This is a genomic window from Amycolatopsis sp. FU40 (assembly GCF_021903635.1).
GTDB classification, from domain to species: Bacteria; Actinomycetota; Actinomycetes; order Mycobacteriales; family Pseudonocardiaceae; genus Amycolatopsis; species Amycolatopsis dendrobii.
In genome coordinates this window covers 1032535-1050140 of sequence record NZ_CP091381.1, presented here as the reverse complement: position 1 = coordinate 1050140, position 17606 = coordinate 1032535, and the positions used below count along the sequence as shown (strand labels likewise).

The 17606-nt window shown below is 71.4% G+C and carries 15 protein-coding genes; 11 read left to right on the top strand and 4 right to left on the bottom strand.

Going from position 1 to position 17606, the window contains the following annotated elements:
- Nucleotides 1-31 precede the first annotated feature (31 nt).
- Nucleotides 32-1255, bottom strand: a complete 1224-nt coding sequence (locus L3Q65_RS06105) for an MFS transporter (RefSeq protein WP_237598997.1) — start codon at nt 1253-1255, stop codon at nt 32-34.
- A 107-nt stretch (nt 1256-1362) separates the two neighbouring features.
- Between L3Q65_RS06105 and L3Q65_RS06100 the strand changes: the two genes are divergently transcribed.
- From L3Q65_RS06100 to L3Q65_RS06090, 3 genes are all read left to right on the top strand, one after another.
- Complete coding sequence (locus L3Q65_RS06100) at nt 1363-2268, top strand: LysR family transcriptional regulator (RefSeq protein WP_237598996.1); 906 nt, start codon at nt 1363-1365, stop codon at nt 2266-2268.
- 79 nt (nt 2269-2347) lie between these two features.
- Complete coding sequence (gene msrA / locus L3Q65_RS06095; RefSeq protein WP_237600855.1) at nt 2348-2845, top strand: peptide-methionine (S)-S-oxide reductase MsrA; 498 nt, start codon at nt 2348-2350, stop codon at nt 2843-2845.
- Between the two features lie 3 nt (nt 2846-2848).
- A complete protein-coding gene (locus L3Q65_RS06090) occupies nt 2849-3580 on the top strand; it encodes a DUF427 domain-containing protein (RefSeq protein WP_237598995.1) in 732 nt (243 codons plus the stop codon).
- Here the strand turns inward: L3Q65_RS06090 and L3Q65_RS06085 are convergent, their stop codons facing one another.
- Both L3Q65_RS06085 and L3Q65_RS06080 read right to left on the bottom strand, forming a co-directional pair.
- Nucleotides 3581-6175 (bottom strand): WS/DGAT domain-containing protein, encoded by a 2595-nt coding sequence (locus L3Q65_RS06085; protein WP_237600854.1) that lies wholly within the window; start codon nt 6173-6175, stop codon nt 3581-3583.
- A gap of 26 nt (nt 6176-6201) precedes the next feature.
- Nucleotides 6202-7182 (bottom strand): DMT family transporter, encoded by a 981-nt coding sequence (locus tag L3Q65_RS06080; RefSeq protein WP_237598994.1) that lies wholly within the window; start codon nt 7180-7182, stop codon nt 6202-6204.
- A 98-nt stretch (nt 7183-7280) separates the two neighbouring features.
- On the opposite strand from L3Q65_RS06080, the gene L3Q65_RS06075 reads away from it, so the two are divergent.
- Nucleotides 7281-7946, top strand: a complete 666-nt coding sequence (locus tag L3Q65_RS06075; protein WP_237598993.1) for a VC0807 family protein — start codon at nt 7281-7283, stop codon at nt 7944-7946.
- Nucleotides 7946-8695 (top strand): SDR family oxidoreductase, encoded by a 750-nt coding sequence (locus L3Q65_RS06070; protein WP_237598992.1) that lies wholly within the window; start codon nt 7946-7948, stop codon nt 8693-8695. The genes L3Q65_RS06075 and L3Q65_RS06070 overlap by 1 nt, the downstream gene beginning before the upstream one ends.
- A 90-nt stretch (nt 8696-8785) precedes the next feature.
- On the opposite strand, the gene L3Q65_RS06065 is transcribed toward L3Q65_RS06070, so the two are convergent.
- Nucleotides 8786-9982, bottom strand: a complete 1197-nt coding sequence (locus tag L3Q65_RS06065; RefSeq protein WP_182891951.1) for a CdaR family transcriptional regulator — start codon at nt 9980-9982, stop codon at nt 8786-8788.
- A gap of 150 nt (nt 9983-10132) precedes the next feature.
- Between L3Q65_RS06065 and hpnC the strand changes: the two genes are divergently transcribed.
- Genes hpnC through ispH form a run of 6 tightly spaced genes read left to right on the top strand, consistent with a single transcriptional unit; the run spans nt 10133 to nt 17603 of the window.
- Complete coding sequence (gene hpnC, locus L3Q65_RS06060; protein ID WP_237598991.1) at nt 10133-10999, top strand: squalene synthase HpnC; 867 nt, start codon at nt 10133-10135, stop codon at nt 10997-10999.
- On the top strand, nt 10996-11865 hold the full coding sequence (gene hpnD / locus L3Q65_RS06055; RefSeq protein WP_182891952.1) for a presqualene diphosphate synthase HpnD: 870 nt from the start codon (nt 10996-10998) through the stop codon (nt 11863-11865). The genes hpnC and hpnD overlap by 4 nt, the downstream gene beginning before the upstream one ends.
- On the top strand, nt 11862-13199 hold the full coding sequence (hpnE, locus tag L3Q65_RS06050) for a hydroxysqualene dehydroxylase HpnE (protein WP_237598990.1): 1338 nt from the start codon (nt 11862-11864) through the stop codon (nt 13197-13199). The genes hpnD and hpnE overlap by 4 nt, the downstream gene beginning before the upstream one ends.
- Entirely contained in the window at nt 13196-14227 is a 1032-nt protein-coding gene (locus L3Q65_RS06045) for a polyprenyl synthetase family protein (RefSeq protein WP_237598989.1), read from the top strand. The genes hpnE and L3Q65_RS06045 overlap by 4 nt, the downstream gene beginning before the upstream one ends.
- Nucleotides 14227-16137 carry a squalene--hopene cyclase gene (gene shc / locus L3Q65_RS06040; protein ID WP_237598988.1) on the top strand — a complete coding sequence of 637 codons (1911 nt, stop codon included), beginning with the start codon at nt 14227-14229 and terminating at the stop codon, nt 16135-16137. Before L3Q65_RS06045 ends, shc begins: the two co-directional genes overlap by 1 nt.
- Complete coding sequence (ispH, locus tag L3Q65_RS06035; protein WP_237598987.1) at nt 16134-17603, top strand: 4-hydroxy-3-methylbut-2-enyl diphosphate reductase; 1470 nt, start codon at nt 16134-16136, stop codon at nt 17601-17603. The genes shc and ispH overlap by 4 nt, the downstream gene beginning before the upstream one ends.
- Nucleotides 17604-17606 lie beyond the last annotated feature (3 nt).

Below are 17606 nucleotides of genomic sequence, written 5' to 3'. Positions count from 1 at the left end.
TCCGGCGGCCATGGACCGGCACCGCCCGAGCTCACGCGGTCCGCAGCACCCGCCAGGCCGAGAACCCCAGCAGCACCAGCTCCGCCGCCGAGAAGCCGACCAGCGCGAGCGGGCTCGGCACCCACAGCAGCGTCATCCCGACCGCCAGCACCGGCACCACCAGCCCGGCATAGGCCGCGAGGAAGATCCCAGCCAGCACCTCGCCGCGGGACAGCGGATCGGCCAGCGCGGCGACCGTCCCGACCGCGGCGCGGAAGCCGAGGCCCATCCCGCTCCCGGCGATCACCGAACCCGCCAGGAACAGCGCCAGCGAGGGCAACAACGCGGCCGCCGAAAGCACCGCCAGCCCGATCGGCATCAGCACGAACCCCAGCCGCAGCTGCGACCGTGCCGCCATCGAAGCGAAGACCACCTGCGCCACCGCCGCCGCGCCCAGCATCGAGCCCGCGGTGACCCCGGCGAGCATCCGGCTGTGCTCGTGCAGGCCTTCGGCGAGCAGGGTCGGCGCGAGCGACATGAACAGCCCGGTGATCGCGAACGCGGCGAACACCCCGATCGCCGCGCCCACGAACGCCGGCCGTGCCCCGGCGGGCAGCGACACCCGCTGCGGCCGGTAAGCCGGACGTTCCTCACGGCGTTCGACGGTCTCCGGCACCAGGCACACCGCGAACGCCGCCACCAGCAACACCACCAGGAACACGACGAACGTACTGGTCAGCGGGCTGCCGATGTACTGCGCGAAGACGCCGCCGACCACCGGGCCGAGCCCGAGGCCGCCCATGTTCACCACGGTGGCGATCAAGCCGGAGCGGCCGAGATCCTGGTCCGGCCGGGTCACGGCCCGCAGTTCCGACAGGTGCGCGGTGGCGGTGGCGGTCAGCGCGCCGATGCCCGCGCCGCACACGAACCGCGCGATCAGCAGGCCGGGAACCTCCGGCCAGAGCAGGAACAACACCGCCGACAGGGCCTCGGCGAGCGTCGAAGCGAGGATCACGCGGCGGCGGCCCAGCCAGTCGCTGACGTGCCCGGCGAGGTAGAGGCTGGCCATCACACCGACCGCGTACGCCGCGAAGATGACAGTGACCAGGAACGTCGGAAACCCGTCCCGCTGCTGGTAAATCGCGTACAGCGGGGTGGGCACGGTGGAGAAGGCGAGGCACGCGGCGAACGCGAAAGCGATGACCCGGAATCCCCAGCCGTGGCTGACGCGCCATCCGGCCGGGGCGGTGAGAGCGGGCGGAGCTGTGGTGACCATGTCGACCTTCCAAGCGGGAACCTACCCCTGAAACGATCCCCCGCTCCACTCATCAAGTCCAACGAAAAGTGTTGGTCACAGTTATCGGGATCCGCGATAATCAGAGCATGGAGACGCGGCAGCTGGAGTACTTCGTGGCGGTCGCCGAGGAGCTGAGCTTCACGCGGGCGGCCCGGCGGCTGTTCGCCACGCAGTCCACGGTCTCGGCGACGATCCGCGCGCTGGAGACCGACCTCGGCGCGACACTGTTCGACCGGTCTACCCGCCGGGTCGCACTGTCCACCGCGGGCGCGCTCTTCCTGCCCGAGGCGAAGGCGGCGCTGGACTCGGTGGAGCGGGCCCGCGACGTAGTGCAGCAGGCGTCCGCCGGTCTGCGCGGGAGCCTCCGGATCGGCACGCTGACCAGCATGAACGCGTTCGATCTGCCGGTGCTGCTCGGCGCGTTCCACCGCAGGCACCCGCTGGTCGACCTGCATCTGACGGTGTCCCTCACCGGTTCGTCCGGTCTCGCCGACGACGTCCGCCACGGCAGGCTCGACGTCGCACTGCTCGGCCTTTCCCGGGCAGAGCTGGGCGGCCTCGACGCGACGCAGCTGGCCAGCGTGCCGTACTACGCCGTGCTGCCGGACAGCCATCCGCTCGCCGCCCGCGAGTCGGTCCGGCTGCCGGAACTGGACGGCGAGCTGTTCGTCGACTGTCCGCGCGGCTTCGGGAACCGGCTGGCCGTCGACCGGGAGTTCGCCTCGCTCGGGCTTTCGCGCCGGGTGGCCGCCGAGGTCGCCGACCTGCGGACGGTGCCGCGCTACGTTTCCGCCGGGCTCGGCGTCGCGGTCCTGCCCGGCACCGCCCGGCTGGACCTCCCGGACGTCGTGTCGATCCCGCTCGCCGACACTTCCCTGACCTGGCCGCTCACCGTCGTCGTCTCCGCGAAGCGCCCGCCGTCGCAGGCTCTGCGCACGCTGCTGGAGCTGTTCGTCTCGGCCGCGGCGGAGGGAGATATTACGGAGTTCTGACCGGGCCCCCGGCGAGCGGAATAGCGACCGCCGCCGCGGCGTCATCCTGTACACGGATTCCCCGATGGGAGAGAAGGAAATGACGGAAAAAGCGATCCTGGCCGGCGGGTGTTTCTGGGGCATGGAGGAGCTGTTCCGCCACCAGCCCGGCGTGACCGCGACCCGCGTCGGCTACAGCGGCGGCGACGTCCCCCACGCCACCTACCGCAACCACGGCACCCACGCCGAAACCATCGAGGTCGCCTACGACCCCGCGCAAACCGACTTCCGCACCCTCCTGGAGTTCTTCTTCCAGGTCCACGACCCCAGCACCAAAAACCGCCAAGGCAACGACATCGGCACCAGCTACCGCTCCGCCATCTTCTACACCACCGACGAGCAGAAGCAGATCGCCGAAGACACCATCGCCGACGTCGACGCCTCCGGCCTCTGGCCCGGCAAGGTCGTCACCGAGGTCACCGCGGCGGGCGACTTCTGGGAGGCGGAGCCGGAGCACCAGGACTACCTCCAGCGCTACCCGCACGGCTACACCTGCCACTTCCCGCGCCCCGGCTGGAAACTCCCGAAGCGCGGCTGACCGATGACCGACTATCCAGCGGCAGCAGTCGAAACCGGACACGTCGAACCGGTCCCCCGGCGAGTGCGCGGAGTGCTCGCCGGGAAGACCATCGTGGACAGCATCCGGGCCAAATACGTCTGGGAACGGCCCTATTACCCGCAGTTCTACTTCCCGCTCGACGACGTTCTCCCCGGCACGCTGCTCCCGGCAGACGACGGGCGCCTCTCGCTGCGCGTCGGCGAGGTCGAAAAGCCTGCTGCCGCTTGGGTAAACGACTCTGTCCTGCCTGGACATGTCCGGTTCGAATGGGACGCGCTTGACGCCTGGTTCGAAGAGGACGAACAGATTTTCGTCCACCCGCGCAACCCGTACACGCGGGTGGACGCTTTGCGCTCCACACGACACGTCCGAGTGCAGTTGAACGGCGCGACGCTGGCGGAGTCGTCGTCACCGGTGCTGCTGTTCGAAACCGGCCTCCCGACGCGGTATTACTTCAACCGCACCGAAGTCGACTTCACGCACCTCGTCGCCGAACCCGGCATGGTCACCGCCTGCCCGTACAAGGGCGAGACGTCCGGCTACTGGTCCGTCCGCGTCGGCGACGTCCGGCACGAACACCTCGCCTGGACGTACGCCTACCCGGCCGCGGCGGTCCAGCCCATCGCCGGCCTCGTGGCGTTCTACAACGAGATGGTGGACATCGAAGTAGACGGCGAACTTCTCCCCCGCCCCCGGACGCACTTCTCGCGGTAATCACACCCGCCCGAACGCCTCCACGACCGCGGCCGCCAGCCGGTCCCCGCGCTTCTCTTGCCCGGCGGGCACGGTGATGCAGACGGTGAACCGGTCCGCCCACGTCATGATGCCGACCGCGACCGGGACGCCGGGAGCCAGCGACAAAACCGGGTACACCGTGCGGACGAGGGCCCCGTTGAGCACCACCGGCGACCGCGCGCCGGGAAGCACCGAGGCGATGACGCTGAACCACGTGCCGCGGTAGACGAGCTTGGCCGCCCGGCGGTGCAGCGCCGGAGGCAGAACCCCGAGCACGCGCACGACAGCGTTGCCCGCCCGGGGCGCGCCGCGGCCGACTTGGGCGGACAGCATCCGGTCCGTCGCCAGTACCCGCTCCGACAGCGACATCGCGCCCGTCGGCAGATCCACCGAAGCCGCGCCGGTGTGGTTGCCGAGCTGACGGAAGGTCCCGGTGTCGCGGACCGACATCGGGATCAACACCCGAAGCTGCTCCGGCGCGGCCCCGCCGAGTTCGCGATGCAGCGCCTCGGCGACGAGCGCGAGGACGAGGTTGGTCGTCGGCACCCCGGTTCGCCGCGCGGCCTTCCGGACTTCGGGGGCGGAGAGGTGGGCCCGGGCGAAGTGCCGCCGTGGGCTGTCGATCCGCTTGTCCCAGCCGACCCGGGGTGCGGCACCGGCTCGGGCGAGAGTCCAGACCCCGCGCGCCAACTCGGCGGCTTGATGGTGCGAGGCGGCCTTCGAACGCGCGGGCTCGGGCCGGGAGCCGCCGGGCGATCCCGCCGGTCGCTCGAGTCCGTGCCACACCGGCCCCGCCGCGCGCGCGAGCACCCCGCGGACCGGTGCCGTCAGGGCGGCAAGCCCGGCCCGCACCGCACTCCGCTCGGGGTGAGACTCGCTGCGCCCCAATGTGGCATTGGGTGCATCCGACGCACCCAAAGTGGCGTTCGGTGCGCCAGACGCACCCAATGTGGCATTGGGGCGGTCCCGCCGCCCCCGCCGCCGAGGCACCGCCACCGGCGCCAACGGCTCCTTCCCGCGCGCCTGCCCCACCAGCGCGCTGATCACCGCGATCCCGTCGCTGGCCGCGTGGTGCAGCGCGATCAGCAACGCCCCCTGCTCCCCCTCGATCCCGGTCACCAGCCGCGCCCGCACCGGATGTTCCGGCGACACCGGCTCCGAGAAGAACGCGTCCATCTCCCGCGTCAACGCCTCGTCCAACGGCGCGTCCGGGCCGACCCGCACGGAAGTCAGCACATCCGCCGACGTCCGCCCCGGATCCTCCTGCCATCGCGCGCGCCACAACCCGCTGCCCGGCAGCAATCGCGTCCGCAAGCCCGGCGTCGCGGAAAGCAGATGCTCAGCGTCCGCGCGGGTGACCGGCGTGCCGTCCGCCTTGGGATTGAACAGCAACACCGCCCCGACCTGCTGCGGCACCTCCGGCGTGGCCACGTGCACGAACAGCGCGTCCTCCGGCCGCAGCCGCTGCGTCGGCGGGTTCAACGGCGCGGAGACGAGCGATTCCAGCGCCTCCACCAGCGGAGCAGCGGTTTCGCAATGCCGCGCGACCGCTTCCGCCATCTCCTTGAGCCGTTCCGGTTCCGCCAGCAGGCCCCGCACCGTCTCGGCCAGCTCGCCGTCCTTTGCGGACACGAGGGCGAGCCCGGCCGCGGCCATCAACCGGGCATTCGCCTTGCCGTGCGCGGCGATCGGGTGATGCATCAGCACCGGACGCCCGCACGCCAGCGCCTCCAGCGAGGTCGCCCCGCCGGCGTTCGTCACGACGACGTCGGCCGCCAGCGTGTACCGCTCCGGCTGGTCCGTCCACCCGACCACGTGCAACCGCGGTTCGCCCAGCGCGCGCAGCCGGGCGGCCGCCGCGTCGTTGCGGCCGCAGATCGCGATCGGCGCCACCGACGGATCGGCCGCCAGCAGCTCCCGCACCGTCGTTTCGATCTCGCCGAAACCCAACGAGCCGCACGAAACCAGCGGGACGAACGCGTCGGGCGGCAAGCCCAGTTCCTGCCGCGCCGCCGTCTGGTCGCCAGGGCGGAACACCGCGCGCACCGGCGGCGCGGACACCCCGACGTGCGCCGACGGCGACGAGCGCAGCGCGGGCGCGACCGCGACGTCGTGCATCACCATGGTGAGATCCGCCGCGCCGTAAACCCAGAACGGATGCGGCGCGAAGTCCGAAACCCACGCACCGATCGGCACGGGCAGTTTTCCCTTGCGGCGCAGCCAGGCCAGTCCCGCGGTACCCATCGGATACGTCGACAGCACCAGGTCCGGCGCGAATTCGGCGACCGGCTTCGCGAGCCGCCTGCCGCACCACGACGCGGTGAACCAGCGCGACGCGGCGGCGAACCACGGAATCCGCCAGATCGCGGCGTAAAAGAACTCGTAAAGCCACGGTACGCTTTCCACGTTGGCGACGTAAATCCGCTGGAAAAGCCCCTCGAAACCGGGACCGAGCCGTTCCAGCGCGTTGACCCACCGCACGGTCGCGTCCGGCCAGCGCTGCCGGATCGCGTCCTCGAGCGCGCGTCCCGTGGCGTTGTGCCCTTGCCCCATGTTCGCGGACACGATCAGCACGCGCTCCAACGCTGCCCCCTTTTCGGCTAACAGGCGGTCCCGGCGAGGCCGTACCCGTCGTCCGGGTCCGAATCAGGCCGTTCGCCGGGTTCTTGCTCTTCCGGTGATTCAGCGGACGGCGTTTCCGATTCCGCCGACAAATGCGACGCGCGGGTGGACATCAGCGCGATCCCGACCACGATCACCAGCCCGGCCAGCGCCTCGCCGAACAGCGCGAGCGGCCGCCCGTCGGCCGATTCGCCCATCCACGACAGCCCGATCGCGACGCCGACCAGCGGGTCCAGCGCGGTGATGACGGCGAGCGCGGGCGTCAGGAACCGGCCCTGCTGGAACGTGTTCTGGCTCAACAGGAACCCCAGCGGCCCCACGACGCACACCAGATACAGCGTCCAGTGCCGGAACGGCTCGTCGATCCCGACGCGGAACTGGCCCGCGACCACCTTCATCAGTCCGGCGGTGAGGCCGTACAGCACGCCCGTCGCGACGGCCAGCCCGAGCACCCGCCACGACCCCGAATTCGTTGACGCGGCAACAACAAGCGAGACCAGGGTCAGCGCGGCGAGCGCGATGCCGAGCGGCAGCAGGTCGCCGCCGCTGACGAGCGTCTCGCCGTTGCCGCTCGGCCGCGCGATGACGAGGAACGCGGCGAGCCCGGCCACGCACAGCAAGCCGCCGGCACTCATCGTGCGGTCCGGGCGGCGGCGCTCCAGCCGCGCGGACGCGAGGCCCGCGAACATGAGCGACGTCACGAGCAGCGGCTGGACCAGCAGCAACGGCCCGAACGCGAGCGCGACGAGCTGCAGGACGAGACCCAGGATGGTCGCGGCGATCCCGATGAGCCACAATGGGCGTCCGACGAGCCGCTTGAAGAGCGTCAGGTCGAGCGGTTTGCCGGTTTCCACCTCTTTGGTCGCCCTGGCCTGCGCTGCGCTCGCGAGTCCCATGCACGCCGCGCCGGCGACGGCGGCGGGGACAGCCACGACCAGCGACATCCCCGTAACTGTCACGGACTCTTCACCTCACACCGTCCCCATCCGCCGTGCTTATGCTCAAGCCTTGTCCGAGGCCGAGTCGCCCGGTTGGCACCGGAGGCAGCAGAACCCGCATGCGACACCCCCACACGATCGACCTCCCCTCGTTCCGCCGTCTCGTCGTGGACGGGGGCCGGCACCTGCTGGAGTCGACGCTGGTCCCGGCCGGCCTGTTCTATCTCCTGCTGACCCTGGTGAGCTTCGACAGCGGGGTCATCGCCGCGCTGTGCTGGTCGGTCGCCGTGGTGGGCGCCCGGCTGGCGCTGCGCAAGAAGATCCCCGCCGTGCTGCTGCTGACCACGGCTCTGCTGGTCGCGCGCACTGTGCTGGGCCTGGCCACCGGCAGCGCTTTCCTGTACTTCCTGCAGCCGACTCTACAGAATTTCCTCGTCGCCAGCCTGTTCCTGATCTCCGCGCCGTTCAACAAACCGCTGCTCGCGCGGCTGGCGGGCGATTTCTGCGCATTCCCCGAAACGCTCTCCGGACACCCCGGAATGCGCCGGTTCTTCCAGCGCGTGTCGGTGCTGTGGGGACTCGTCTTCGCGGTGAACGGCGGCGTGACGCTGCTGATGCTCGCGCGGGAAACGGTCGGCGACTTCCTCATGGTGAGCACCGCGGGCTCGTATTCGATCATCGGGCTGGCCATCGCCGGTTCGCTGTGGTGGTTCCGGCGCTCGCTGCGCTCGGCGGGCATCACGCTGCGCATGGGCCACCGCCCGGCCGCGCTGCCCGCCGCCTGATGGCCCGCACCGCGCTGGTCACCGGCGCGTCCTCCGGCATCGGAGCCGCCACCGCGCGGCAGCTCGCCCGCTCCGGCGTCCACGTGCTGCTGCACGGCCGGAACGAGGACCGGCTGGCCGTCCTCGCGAAGGAAACCGGCGGCACCGCGCTCGCCGCCGACCTCGCGGACCCCGGGTCCGCGGCGGATCTCGCCGACCGCGCGCTGGCGATCACCGGATCGGTGGATCTGCTGGTCAACAACGCCGGTCTCGGCTGGGCCGGCCCCCTGCCCGAGCTGTCCGGGGAACGGCTGCGGCACCTCGTCGCGGTGAACCTGACCGCGCCGCTCGACCTGACTCGCGCACTCCTGCCCGCGATGCTGGAACACGACCGCGGGCAGATCGTTTTCGTGTCGTCGATCGCCGGACGCACCGGCGTCGCCGGGGAAGCGGTGTACGCCGCGGCAAAGTCCGGTGTAGACGCTTTCGCCGACAGCCTTCGATTCGAGTTGCACGGCACTGGAGTAACCGTCGGAACCGTAGTTCCCGGCGTGGTGCGCACGGAATTCTTCGAGCGTCGCGGCCGTCCGTTCACCCGCAGCACGCCCCGTCCGGTGAGCGCCGAACGCGTGGCCGCCGCCGTGGTGCGCGCCGCCGCGCGGCCGGGCGACTACTACGTGCCGCGCTGGCTGCGAATCCCCGTCGCGCTGCGCGGCGCGGCACCCGGCCTTTACCGCGCGCTCGCGGCGCGGTTCGGCGCCGAAAGCTGACGGGTCCACGCACACCTCCTCCCCCGGGACGCCCCCGCTTCCGCGAGCCAAGCACGTCCACTGTGCTGCCGCATCAGGGAAATTCCCCGATCAGGCGATTTCGTCCGCTTCCCCGGGCGGCCCCCAAGCGAGCGCCAGCACGAGCGTCGCGCGCACGGCCGGGTCGTCCAGCGACGGCCCGAACAGGTCGTGCAGGCGGCCGAGCCGGTAGGACACCGTCTGCGGATGGATGTGCAGGTCCTCCGCGACCGCCTTGCGGTCCCCCAGATGCAGCAGCCACGACGTGAGCGTGGTGGAGAGCCGTTCCCGCGCGGATTCGTTCAGCTCGTCAAGCGGGGCAAGGGCTTGTCTTCGCAGCACGTCGAGCAGCCGGTCGTCGCGGTGCACGATGATCGCGTCGAGATGCTCGTCGGCGAACACCGGATCGTCGCTGAGCAGGTGGTCCCGCCGCAGCCGGGCGGTCACCTCGGCGATGCGCAGGCTGGCCGGGAGCCGGTCGAGCGGCACCGTCGCGCCGACCACCGCGCCGCCGCCGCGCAGCGCACGGGCCAGCCACGCGCGCCTGCCGGGACCGCCCGGGTCCGGCACGATCGCCACGACCACGCCGGGCCTGCGCAGCCGCAGGCAGCTGTCTTCGAGGCGGAACACCAATTCCCGGCCCAGCTCGTTGTCGTCCTCCACCAGCACGACCGCGGCGTGCTTCGGCAACCGCCAGTCCGCGCGCGCCGCCGCGGCGCGCACCGCGGCCTTGTCCGCGCGGTCGGACAGCAGCAGCGCGGTCAGTTCGTCGCGCAGCCGTTCCCGCGCGCGCACCGCGTCCGACTGCTCCTGCAAGTAACCGCGCAGCGACGATTCCGAAAGCTGGTCCACCAGAGCGAACACGGTGGTGGCGAGCGAGGCGAACAGTTCGGCGGGCACCTCGAGATCGAGCGCCGCTTCCGAAACGTGCCGCCACGCCACGCGCGCGCCGACCCGGTAAGCCGACAGCAGGCTCGTGACGCGCCTGCCCTGCTGGTATTGCGCCCGCCCGATTTCCTCGAACACCGTCTGCTCGACGCCGGACCCCAGTTCCGGCAGCCGCTCGTCGGGTTCGGCCGCCATGTCGATCAGCCGCCGGACGAATCCCGCGCTGGCGGCGACGAGGTCGGCGAGTTCTTCGGTCAGGAACTCCGCGTAGTCGGGATGTTCGTCCGCGAGCTGGTCGCGGACCTCGTTGAGCATGGCGGGCAGCCGGCGGGCCACCACCGTCTCCAGTTCGTCAAGCCGGGTCACCTGATCTGGTCCCATGTGTCCGGGAGTCCTTCCGTCGCAGGCAGCGGTCTCGGGTCGCCTCGGGACATCCTGTCCCCACTTTGGCCTCTCGTGCCAAGTCGAAGCCACCGAAATTCGCTTTCCGGCGGCAGAAGCCGCCCGTCCGGGGGCGCGACACTGGCGGGGATGAGATCCACAGCGGGTGTCCGGCACGCCCCGGACGCGTCGGGGCTGCGAGAGAAACGGCGCGCGGAAAACTTCCCGGTGGCCCTGCGGGTGCTGCCGGAACAGCTGCGCGCCGACCTCGTCGCGGTCTATTCCGTCGCGCGCACTGTGGACGATCTGGGCGACGAGGCCGAGGGCGACCGGATCGCGCAGCTCGAGGCGTTCTCGGCGGACCTGTCCGCGGCGTTCGGCAACGGGGAACCGGAAGATCCCGCTGTCCGTGGACTTCTCCCCGCGATCCGCGCCGGACGGCTGACCGAGGAACCGTTCCAGCGGCTCGTCCAGGCGAACATCCAGGACCAGCGGGTGCACCGTTATCCGGTCTTCGCGGACCTGCTGGCGTACTGCCGGCTTTCCGCGGACCCGGTCGGGCGGATCGTGCTCGACCTGCTCGGCGTCCGCGATCCGCGCGCGGCGGAGCTGTCCGACCGGATCTGCACCGGGCTGCAGCTCGTGGAGCACTGGCAGGACGTCGGCGAGGACTACCGCAACGGGCGGGTGTACCTGCCGCAGGAGGATCTCGCCGAGTTCGGCGTCGCCGAGGAGGAATTGGGCGCCGCGCACGCGTCGCCGGAGATGAAAGCGCTGATGCGGTGGGAAACCGACCGCGCCGCCGCCCTCCTTGGCGGCGGCGCGGATCTGCTGGGGCGCCTGTCGGGCTGGGGGCGGTTCGCGGTGAGCGGCTTCCTCGCCGGCGGGCTCGCGACGGTCGACGCGCTGCGCGCGAGCGGCGGCGACGTGCTGTCCGCACCGGTCCGGCCGAGCCGGGCCGGGCTGCTGAGTTGGCTGGGGTGGCTGCAAGTCGGCACGAGGAGGCGGTCCGGATGACGGCACTGGGCACAGTGGACGAGGCCTACGCGCACTGCGCGGAAGTCACCAGGAAACAAGCTCGTAACTTCTACTACGGAATCCGGTTGCTGCCGCCGGACAAACGCGCGGCGCTGTGCGCGGTGTACGCGCTGGCCCGGATCATCGACGACATCGGCGACGACACCGAAGCCTCCGCCGAGGCGAAGCTGCAGGGGCTCGCCGGGGTCCGGAAATCGCTCGGCGACCTGTCCGCGACCGCCGATCCGGTGTACGTCGCGGTCGCCGACGCGGCGCGCCGGTACCCGATTCCGCTCGGCGCGTTCGAGGAATTGCTCGACGGCGTCGAGATGGACGTGACCGGCCGCGAGTACGTGCGGTTCGAGGAACTGGTCGAGTACTGCCGGTGCGTGGCGGGTTCGGTCGGGCGGCTGTGCCTCGGCGTGTTCGGCAGCCGTCCGGAGCCGAACGCGCCGGTGTACGCCGACGAGCTGGGGATTGCCTTGCAGCAGACCAATATTCTGCGCGACATCCGCGAGGACCTGCTGGGCGGCCGGGTGTATCTGCCCAAAGAGGACCTCGACCGGTTCGGCGTCGAACTGTCCGTCGGCCCCGACGGGAAGCTCGCCGATCCCGAAGGCGGGCTCACCGCGCTGATCCACGACAGCGCCGCGCGGGCCCGCGACTGGTACTCCCGCGGTCTCCGCCTGGTGCCCTCTTTGGACGGTCGCAGCGCCGCGTGCTGCACCGCGATGTCGGGCATCTACCGCACCCTGCTGGACCGGATCGACGAACAGCCCGCGCGCGTGTTCGACCGGCGGCTTTCGTTGTCCGGCCGGGAAAAGGCGGTGGTCGCGTTCCGGGCGCTGACCGGGATCGGGCGATGACCGCCCCGGTCGCGGTGGTCGGCGGCGGGCTCGCGGGCATCGCCGCCGCGCTCGCTTGCGCCGACGCCGGACGTGCGGTGACGCTCTTCGAGGCGCGGCCGTATCTGGGCGGGCTCACGCATTCGTTCACTCGCGGCGAGCTGCGGGTCGACAATGGACAGCACGTGTTTCTCCGCTGCTGCACCGCTTATCGCGCGCTGCTCGACCGGCTCGGCGTCGCCGATCGGGTGACTTTGCAGCCGCGGCTGGAAATCCCGATCCGTCTGCCGGGCGCGACGGAGCCGACCTGGCTGCGCCGCGACGACCTCCCCGCGCCGCTGCACCTGGCCACCTCGTTGCTGCGTTACGACCCGCTGCGCCCGCTCGACCGGGCCCGGTTCGCACTCGCCGCGCTCGCGTTGCGCCGGGTGGATCCGAAGGCCGACCGCACGGATCGTCAGTCCTTCGGGGAATGGCTGCGGCGGCACGGACAGAGCGCGGCGGCGATCGAAGCGTTGTGGGATTTGGTCGGCGTGGCAACGCTGAACGCGACGGCCGACGACGCGTCGCTCAGTCTCGCCGCGACGGTGTTTCAGGAGGGCCTGCTCACCGATCCGGCCGCCGCCGACATCGGATGGTCGCTGGTGCCGTTGCGGGAACTGCACGGCGACCCGGCGCGCGAACGGCTGCTCGAGGCCGGCGCGGACGTCCGGGCCGGCACGAAGGTGCGCGCGATCAGCGAAGGCTGGCGGGTCGTCACCGATCGCGGCGAGGAGGAGTTCAGCCAGGTCGTCCTCGCCACTCCCCCGCCGGTGACCGAACAGCTCGCGCCGCCCGGGGCGATCGGGCTGCCGCCGGGCTGGTCCGGCGGCCTCGGCAGCTCGCCGATCGTGAACGTGCACGTGGTGCTCGACCGGAAGGTCCTCGACGAACCGTTCGTCGCCGGCGTGCGCACGCCGGTGCAGTGGGTGTTCGACCGGACGCGGCAGTCCGGGTTGGACTCCGGGCAGTACCTCGCGATGTCGCTGTCCGCCGCGGACGCGCAGATCGACCTGCCCACCGCGAAACTCCGCGAACAGCTGCTGCCCGAACTGCTGGCGCTGCTGCCCGAAGCACGCGGCGCGCGGGTGCTCGACTTTTTCGTCACCCGCGAGCGGCACGCGACGTTCCGGCCCGGCCCCGGCACCGCCTCGCTGCGCCCGCCCGCGCGCACCGCGCTGCCCGGGCTGTACCTGGCGGGTGCGTGGACCGCGACCGGATGGCCCGCGACGATGGAGGGCGCCGCGCGCAGCGGCGCGGCCGCGGCCGCCGCCCTCCTTCAGCACAACGGTAAGAGGGAGGGAGTCGGAGCATGACCGCCAATCTGTTTTCTGCCGAAAAGACGCGTTCAGCGGTGCCGCCGGTGCTCGGCAGCGCCCGGGACGCCGTGCAGCCGGCGTTGCGCGCCGCCGTCGACCGGCTGGACGACAGCAGCCGCGCGATCAGCGCCTACCACCTCGGCTGGACCGACCCGAACGGCGTGCCGGTGCGGGGCAACGGCGGCAAGGCCGTGCGGTCGGCGCTCGCCGTGGTGTCCGCGCAGGCCGCGGGCGCGCCGGTCGAGGTCGGCGTTCCCGGTGCGGTCGCGGTGGAACTGGTGCACAACTTCTCGCTCGTCCACGACGATCTGATGGACGGCGACACCGAACGCAGGCACCGGCCGACGGTGTGGGCGCTGTGGGGGTCCGCGAGCGCGATCCTGACCGGGGACGCGATGCTCGCGCTCGCCCAGGAAGTGGTGCTGGACAGCGGTTCCCCGCACGCGGTCGCGGCCGGGCGGCTGATCGCCCAGACCACGCGGCGGCTCATCCACGGCCAGTTCCTGGACGTCGCGTTCGAACAGCGCGACGACGTCGTGCTCGCCGAATGCGTGACGATGGCCGCCGGGAAAACCGGTGCGCTGCTGTCCGCCAGCGCCGCGATCGGGGCGGTGCTGGCCGGTGCGCCCGCCGAGGTGGTCGACGCGCTGGCGGTGTTCGGCGAGGAGATCGGCCTCGCGTTCCAGCTCGTCGACGACGTGCTCGGCATCTGGGGCGATCCGGCGGTCACCGGGAAATCGGTGTACTCCGACCTGCGGGCGCGCAAGAAGTCGCTGCCGATCACCTACGCGACCACCCACGGCGGCGCGGCGGGCCGGCTGCTCGCGGAATGGCTCGCCGGAGACGACGACACGGACCTCGCGCGGATCGCCGCGCTGGTGGACGACGCGGGCGGCCGCGAGTGGGCCACCACGGAAGCGGCGCGGCACGTCGCCACCGCGGAACAAGCGCTGGCCGCCATCCCGCCGGGCCCGCGCGACGACCTCGTTTCGATCGCCCGTTTCATCGCCGGAAGGGAAGCGTGATGACCCAGACCGTCCCCCGGACCTCCGCCTCCGCGCCCGCCGCCCGCACCGCCGCCGAGACCGTCGGCGCGGCCGTCGAGTTCCTGCGCCGCGAGCAGGACCGCGCCGGATGGTGGAAGGGCGAACTCGCCACCAACGTCACGATGGACGCCGAAGACCTGCTGCTGCGGCACTTCCTCGGCATCCTCACCCCGCAGATCGCCGAGGAGTCCGCGCGCTGGATCCGCTCGCAGCAGCGCTCCGACGGCACCTGGGCGAACTTCCCGGACGGCCCGGCGGACCTGTCCACGACGGTCGAGGCGTGGGTCGCGCTCCGGCTGGCCGGCGATCCGGCGGACGCCCCGTGGCTGGCCACGGCCGCCGACTGGATCCGCGAGCACGGCGGGATCGAGGCGACGCGCGTGTTCACCCGGATCTGGCTCGCGATGGTCGGCCAGTGGTCCTGGGACGACCTGCCGAGCCTGCCGCCCGAGCTGATCTTCCTGCCGTCGTGGTTCCCGCTCAACGTCTACGACTTCGCCTGCTGGGCGCGGCAGACCATCGTGCCGCTCACCATCGTCGGCACCCTGCGCCCGGTGCGGAAGCTGCCGTTCGATGTCGCCGAACTGCGCACCGGCAAGCGTCCACCGAAGACGCGCGCGCCGTGGACGTGGGACGGCGTGTTCCAGAACCTCGACACCGCGCTGCACGCGTACGCGAAACTGCCGCTCAACCCGGTGCGGAAGCTCGCTGTCAAGCAGGCCGCGGAATGGATCCTCGCGCGGCAGGAGGCCGACGGTTCATGGGGCGGGATCCAGCCGCCGTGGGTGTACTCGATCCTCGCGCTGCACTTGCTCGGCTACTCGCTCGACCATCCCGCGCTCAAGGCCGGGATCGCCGGGCTCGACGGGTTCACCATCCGGGAGAAGACCGACCAGGGCTGGGTGCGCCGGCTCGAAGCGTGCCAGTCGCCGGTGTGGGACACCGCGCTGGCGATGACCGCGCTGCTCGACGCTGGTGTCTCCCCTGGCGACGAAACCCTGGTCCGCGCCGCGGATTGGATGCTCGGCGAGGAAATCCGGGTGCCCGGCGACTGGGCGGTGCGGCGGCCTTCGCTGCAACCGGGCGGGTTCGCGTTCGAGTTCGCCAACGACGGCTACCCGGACACCGACGACACCGCCGAGGTGGTGCTCGCGCTGCGGCGGATGGGCAAACCGGATCACCTGCGGATCCGGGAGGCGGTCGACCGGAGCGTCGCGTGGCTGGAGGGAATGCAGTCCAGCGACGGCGGATGGGGCGCGTTCGACGCGGACAACACGCAGGTGCTGACCACTCGCCTGCCGTTCTGCGATTTCGGCGCGGTGATCGATCCGCCGTCGGCGGACGTGACCGCGCACGTGGTCGAAATGCTGGCCGCCGAAGGGAAATCCGGCACTCGCGAATGCCGTCGCGGGATTCGGTGGCTGTGGGACAACCAGGAGGAGGACGGCTCGTGGTTCGGCCGTTGGGGCGCGAACTACGTGTACGGGACGGGCGCGGTGGTGCCCGCGCTGGTCGCGGCCGGGGTCCCCGGGAGCGACCCGCGGATCCGGCGTGCGGTGAAGTGGCTGGCCGAGCACCAGAACGACGACGGCGGGTGGGGCGAGGATCTGCGGTCCTACGACGACCGGGCGTGGGCCGGACGCGGCGATTCGACGCCGTCGCAGACCGCTTGGGCGTTGCTGGCACTGCTCGCCGCCGGGGAACGGGAGTCCACTGTGGTCACCCGGGGCGTCGAGTGGCTGGTCGAACGGCAGCGGCCGGACGGCGGCTGGGACGAGGACAAGCACACCGGAACCGGTTTCCCGGGCGACTTTTACCTGTCGTACCACCTGTATCGCGTGGTGTTCCCGCTGTCCGCGCTCGGCCGGTATGCACGGGGCGGGTCATGACCCCGATCGTCTGCACCCCGTTGCGGATCGAGCAGGCCGCGCTGCGCGGCCCCGGTCCGCGGACGGTCCACACCGGACTCGGGCCTCGCCGGGCCGCCGCCGCTGCGGCCCGGCTCCCGTCCGGACCGCGGATCGTCGCGGGGGTCGGCGGCGGGCTCACCCCTGCCGTACGGCCGGGAGACGTGGTGGTCGCCACTGAGGTGCGCGGTCCTTCCGGCGTGGTGCCGGTGCCGTCCGCTCCGTTGCTGGCGGGTGCGTTGCGCGGGCTTGGCCTCACTGTCCATCTCGGGCCCGTGGCCGGCAGTTCGCACGTGGTGCGGGAACGGGAACGGGCTTCGCTGGCCGCCAGTGGTGCGCTGGCGGTCGACATGGAGTCTGCCTGGCTGGCGGCCGACGGTGAACCGTTCGCTGTGGTTCGAGCCATTGTGGACACTGCCGGAGCGCCGCTGTTCCATCCTTCGACGGTCGCTAATGGCCTCACCGGGTTGCGGAGTCTGCGCCGGGCCGCTCCCGCGATCACTGCGTGGGCTGAAGCCATAGGACCGCGAAAGGTGCTGCTGGCCAGTCCGCGATCGTTCTGCGCTGGAGTGGAGCGGGCGATCGAGATCGTCGAACGCGCGCTCGAGAAGCACGGCGCGCCGGTGTACGTGCGTCGGCAGATCGTGCACAACACCCACGTCGTGCGCCAGTTGCAGGGGCGCGGCGCGGTGTTCGTGGACGAGGTGGAGGAAGTTCCGGAAGGCGCGATGCTCGTCTTCGCAGCCCACGGCGTCTCCCCGGCGGTTCGGCGAGCCGCAGCGGACCGCGGACTGTCCGTAGTGGACGCGACGTGTCCGTTGGTTACCAAGGTGCACAACGAAGTCCGCCGTTACACCGGTCGCGGCGAGACAGTGTTCCTCATTGGGCATGCCGAGCACGAGGAAGTGGAAGGCACCGTCGGAGAAGCGCCCGACAATGTGGTGGTCGTCGGCGATGTCGCGGCCGCTCGGACGGTCACCGTGCGCGACCCGTCGCGGACCGCCTACACCATGCAGACCACGCTGGCACTCGACGAGGCTGAAGAGATCGCTTCCGTGCTGCGCGAACGATTCCCCGGGCTTTCCGCGCCGCGCAAGGACGACATCTGTTACGCCACCACCAATCGGCAGCAGGCTTTGCGCGCGATCGCCCGCGAAGTGGATCTGGTGCTGGTCGTGGGTTCCGGGAATTCGTCCAACTCGCGGCGGCTGGTGGAGGTCTCCGAACGCGAGGGAACCCCGGCGGTTCTGGTGGACGGCTGCGGCGACGTCGACCTGCGCCGGCTCGCCGGGATCGGCCGGATCGGGCTCACCGCGGGAGCTTCGGCTCCGCCGCGCCTGGTGTCCGAAACAGTCGGGGCCCTGCGCGGATTGGGGCCAGTCAGCGTCGCGGAAAACACGCTGACGGAGGAAGAAATGACGTTCACCCTACCTCGGGAGGTGCTCTGAGCG

What these genes read in the sequence shown, in the direction of transcription:
- L3Q65_RS06105 (WP_237598997.1), bottom strand. Translation starts at nt 1,255, where the DNA reads ATGGTCACCACAGCTCCGCCCGCTCTCACCGCCCCGGCCGGATGGCGC.
- L3Q65_RS06100 (WP_237598996.1), top strand. Translation starts at nt 1,363, where the DNA reads ATGGAGACGCGGCAGCTGGAGTACTTCGTGGCGGTCGCCGAGGAGCTG.
- msrA (WP_237600855.1), top strand. Translation starts at nt 2,348, where the DNA reads ATGACGGAAAAAGCGATCCTGGCCGGCGGGTGTTTCTGGGGCATGGAG.
- L3Q65_RS06090 (WP_237598995.1), top strand. Translation starts at nt 2,849, where the DNA reads ATGACCGACTATCCAGCGGCAGCAGTCGAAACCGGACACGTCGAACCG.
- L3Q65_RS06075 (WP_237598993.1), top strand. Translation starts at nt 7,281, where the DNA reads ATGCGACACCCCCACACGATCGACCTCCCCTCGTTCCGCCGTCTCGTC.
- L3Q65_RS06070 (WP_237598992.1), top strand. Translation starts at nt 7,946, where the DNA reads ATGGCCCGCACCGCGCTGGTCACCGGCGCGTCCTCCGGCATCGGAGCC.
- L3Q65_RS06065 (WP_182891951.1), bottom strand. Translation starts at nt 9,982, where the DNA reads ATGGGACCAGATCAGGTGACCCGGCTTGACGAACTGGAGACGGTGGTG.
- hpnC (WP_237598991.1), top strand. Translation starts at nt 10,133, where the DNA reads ATGAGATCCACAGCGGGTGTCCGGCACGCCCCGGACGCGTCGGGGCTG.
- hpnD (WP_182891952.1), top strand. Translation starts at nt 10,996, where the DNA reads ATGACGGCACTGGGCACAGTGGACGAGGCCTACGCGCACTGCGCGGAA.
- hpnE (WP_237598990.1), top strand. Translation starts at nt 11,862, where the DNA reads ATGACCGCCCCGGTCGCGGTGGTCGGCGGCGGGCTCGCGGGCATCGCC.
- L3Q65_RS06045 (WP_237598989.1), top strand. Translation starts at nt 13,196, where the DNA reads ATGACCGCCAATCTGTTTTCTGCCGAAAAGACGCGTTCAGCGGTGCCG.
- shc (WP_237598988.1), top strand. Translation starts at nt 14,227, where the DNA reads ATGACCCAGACCGTCCCCCGGACCTCCGCCTCCGCGCCCGCCGCCCGC.
- ispH (WP_237598987.1), top strand. Translation starts at nt 16,134, where the DNA reads ATGACCCCGATCGTCTGCACCCCGTTGCGGATCGAGCAGGCCGCGCTG.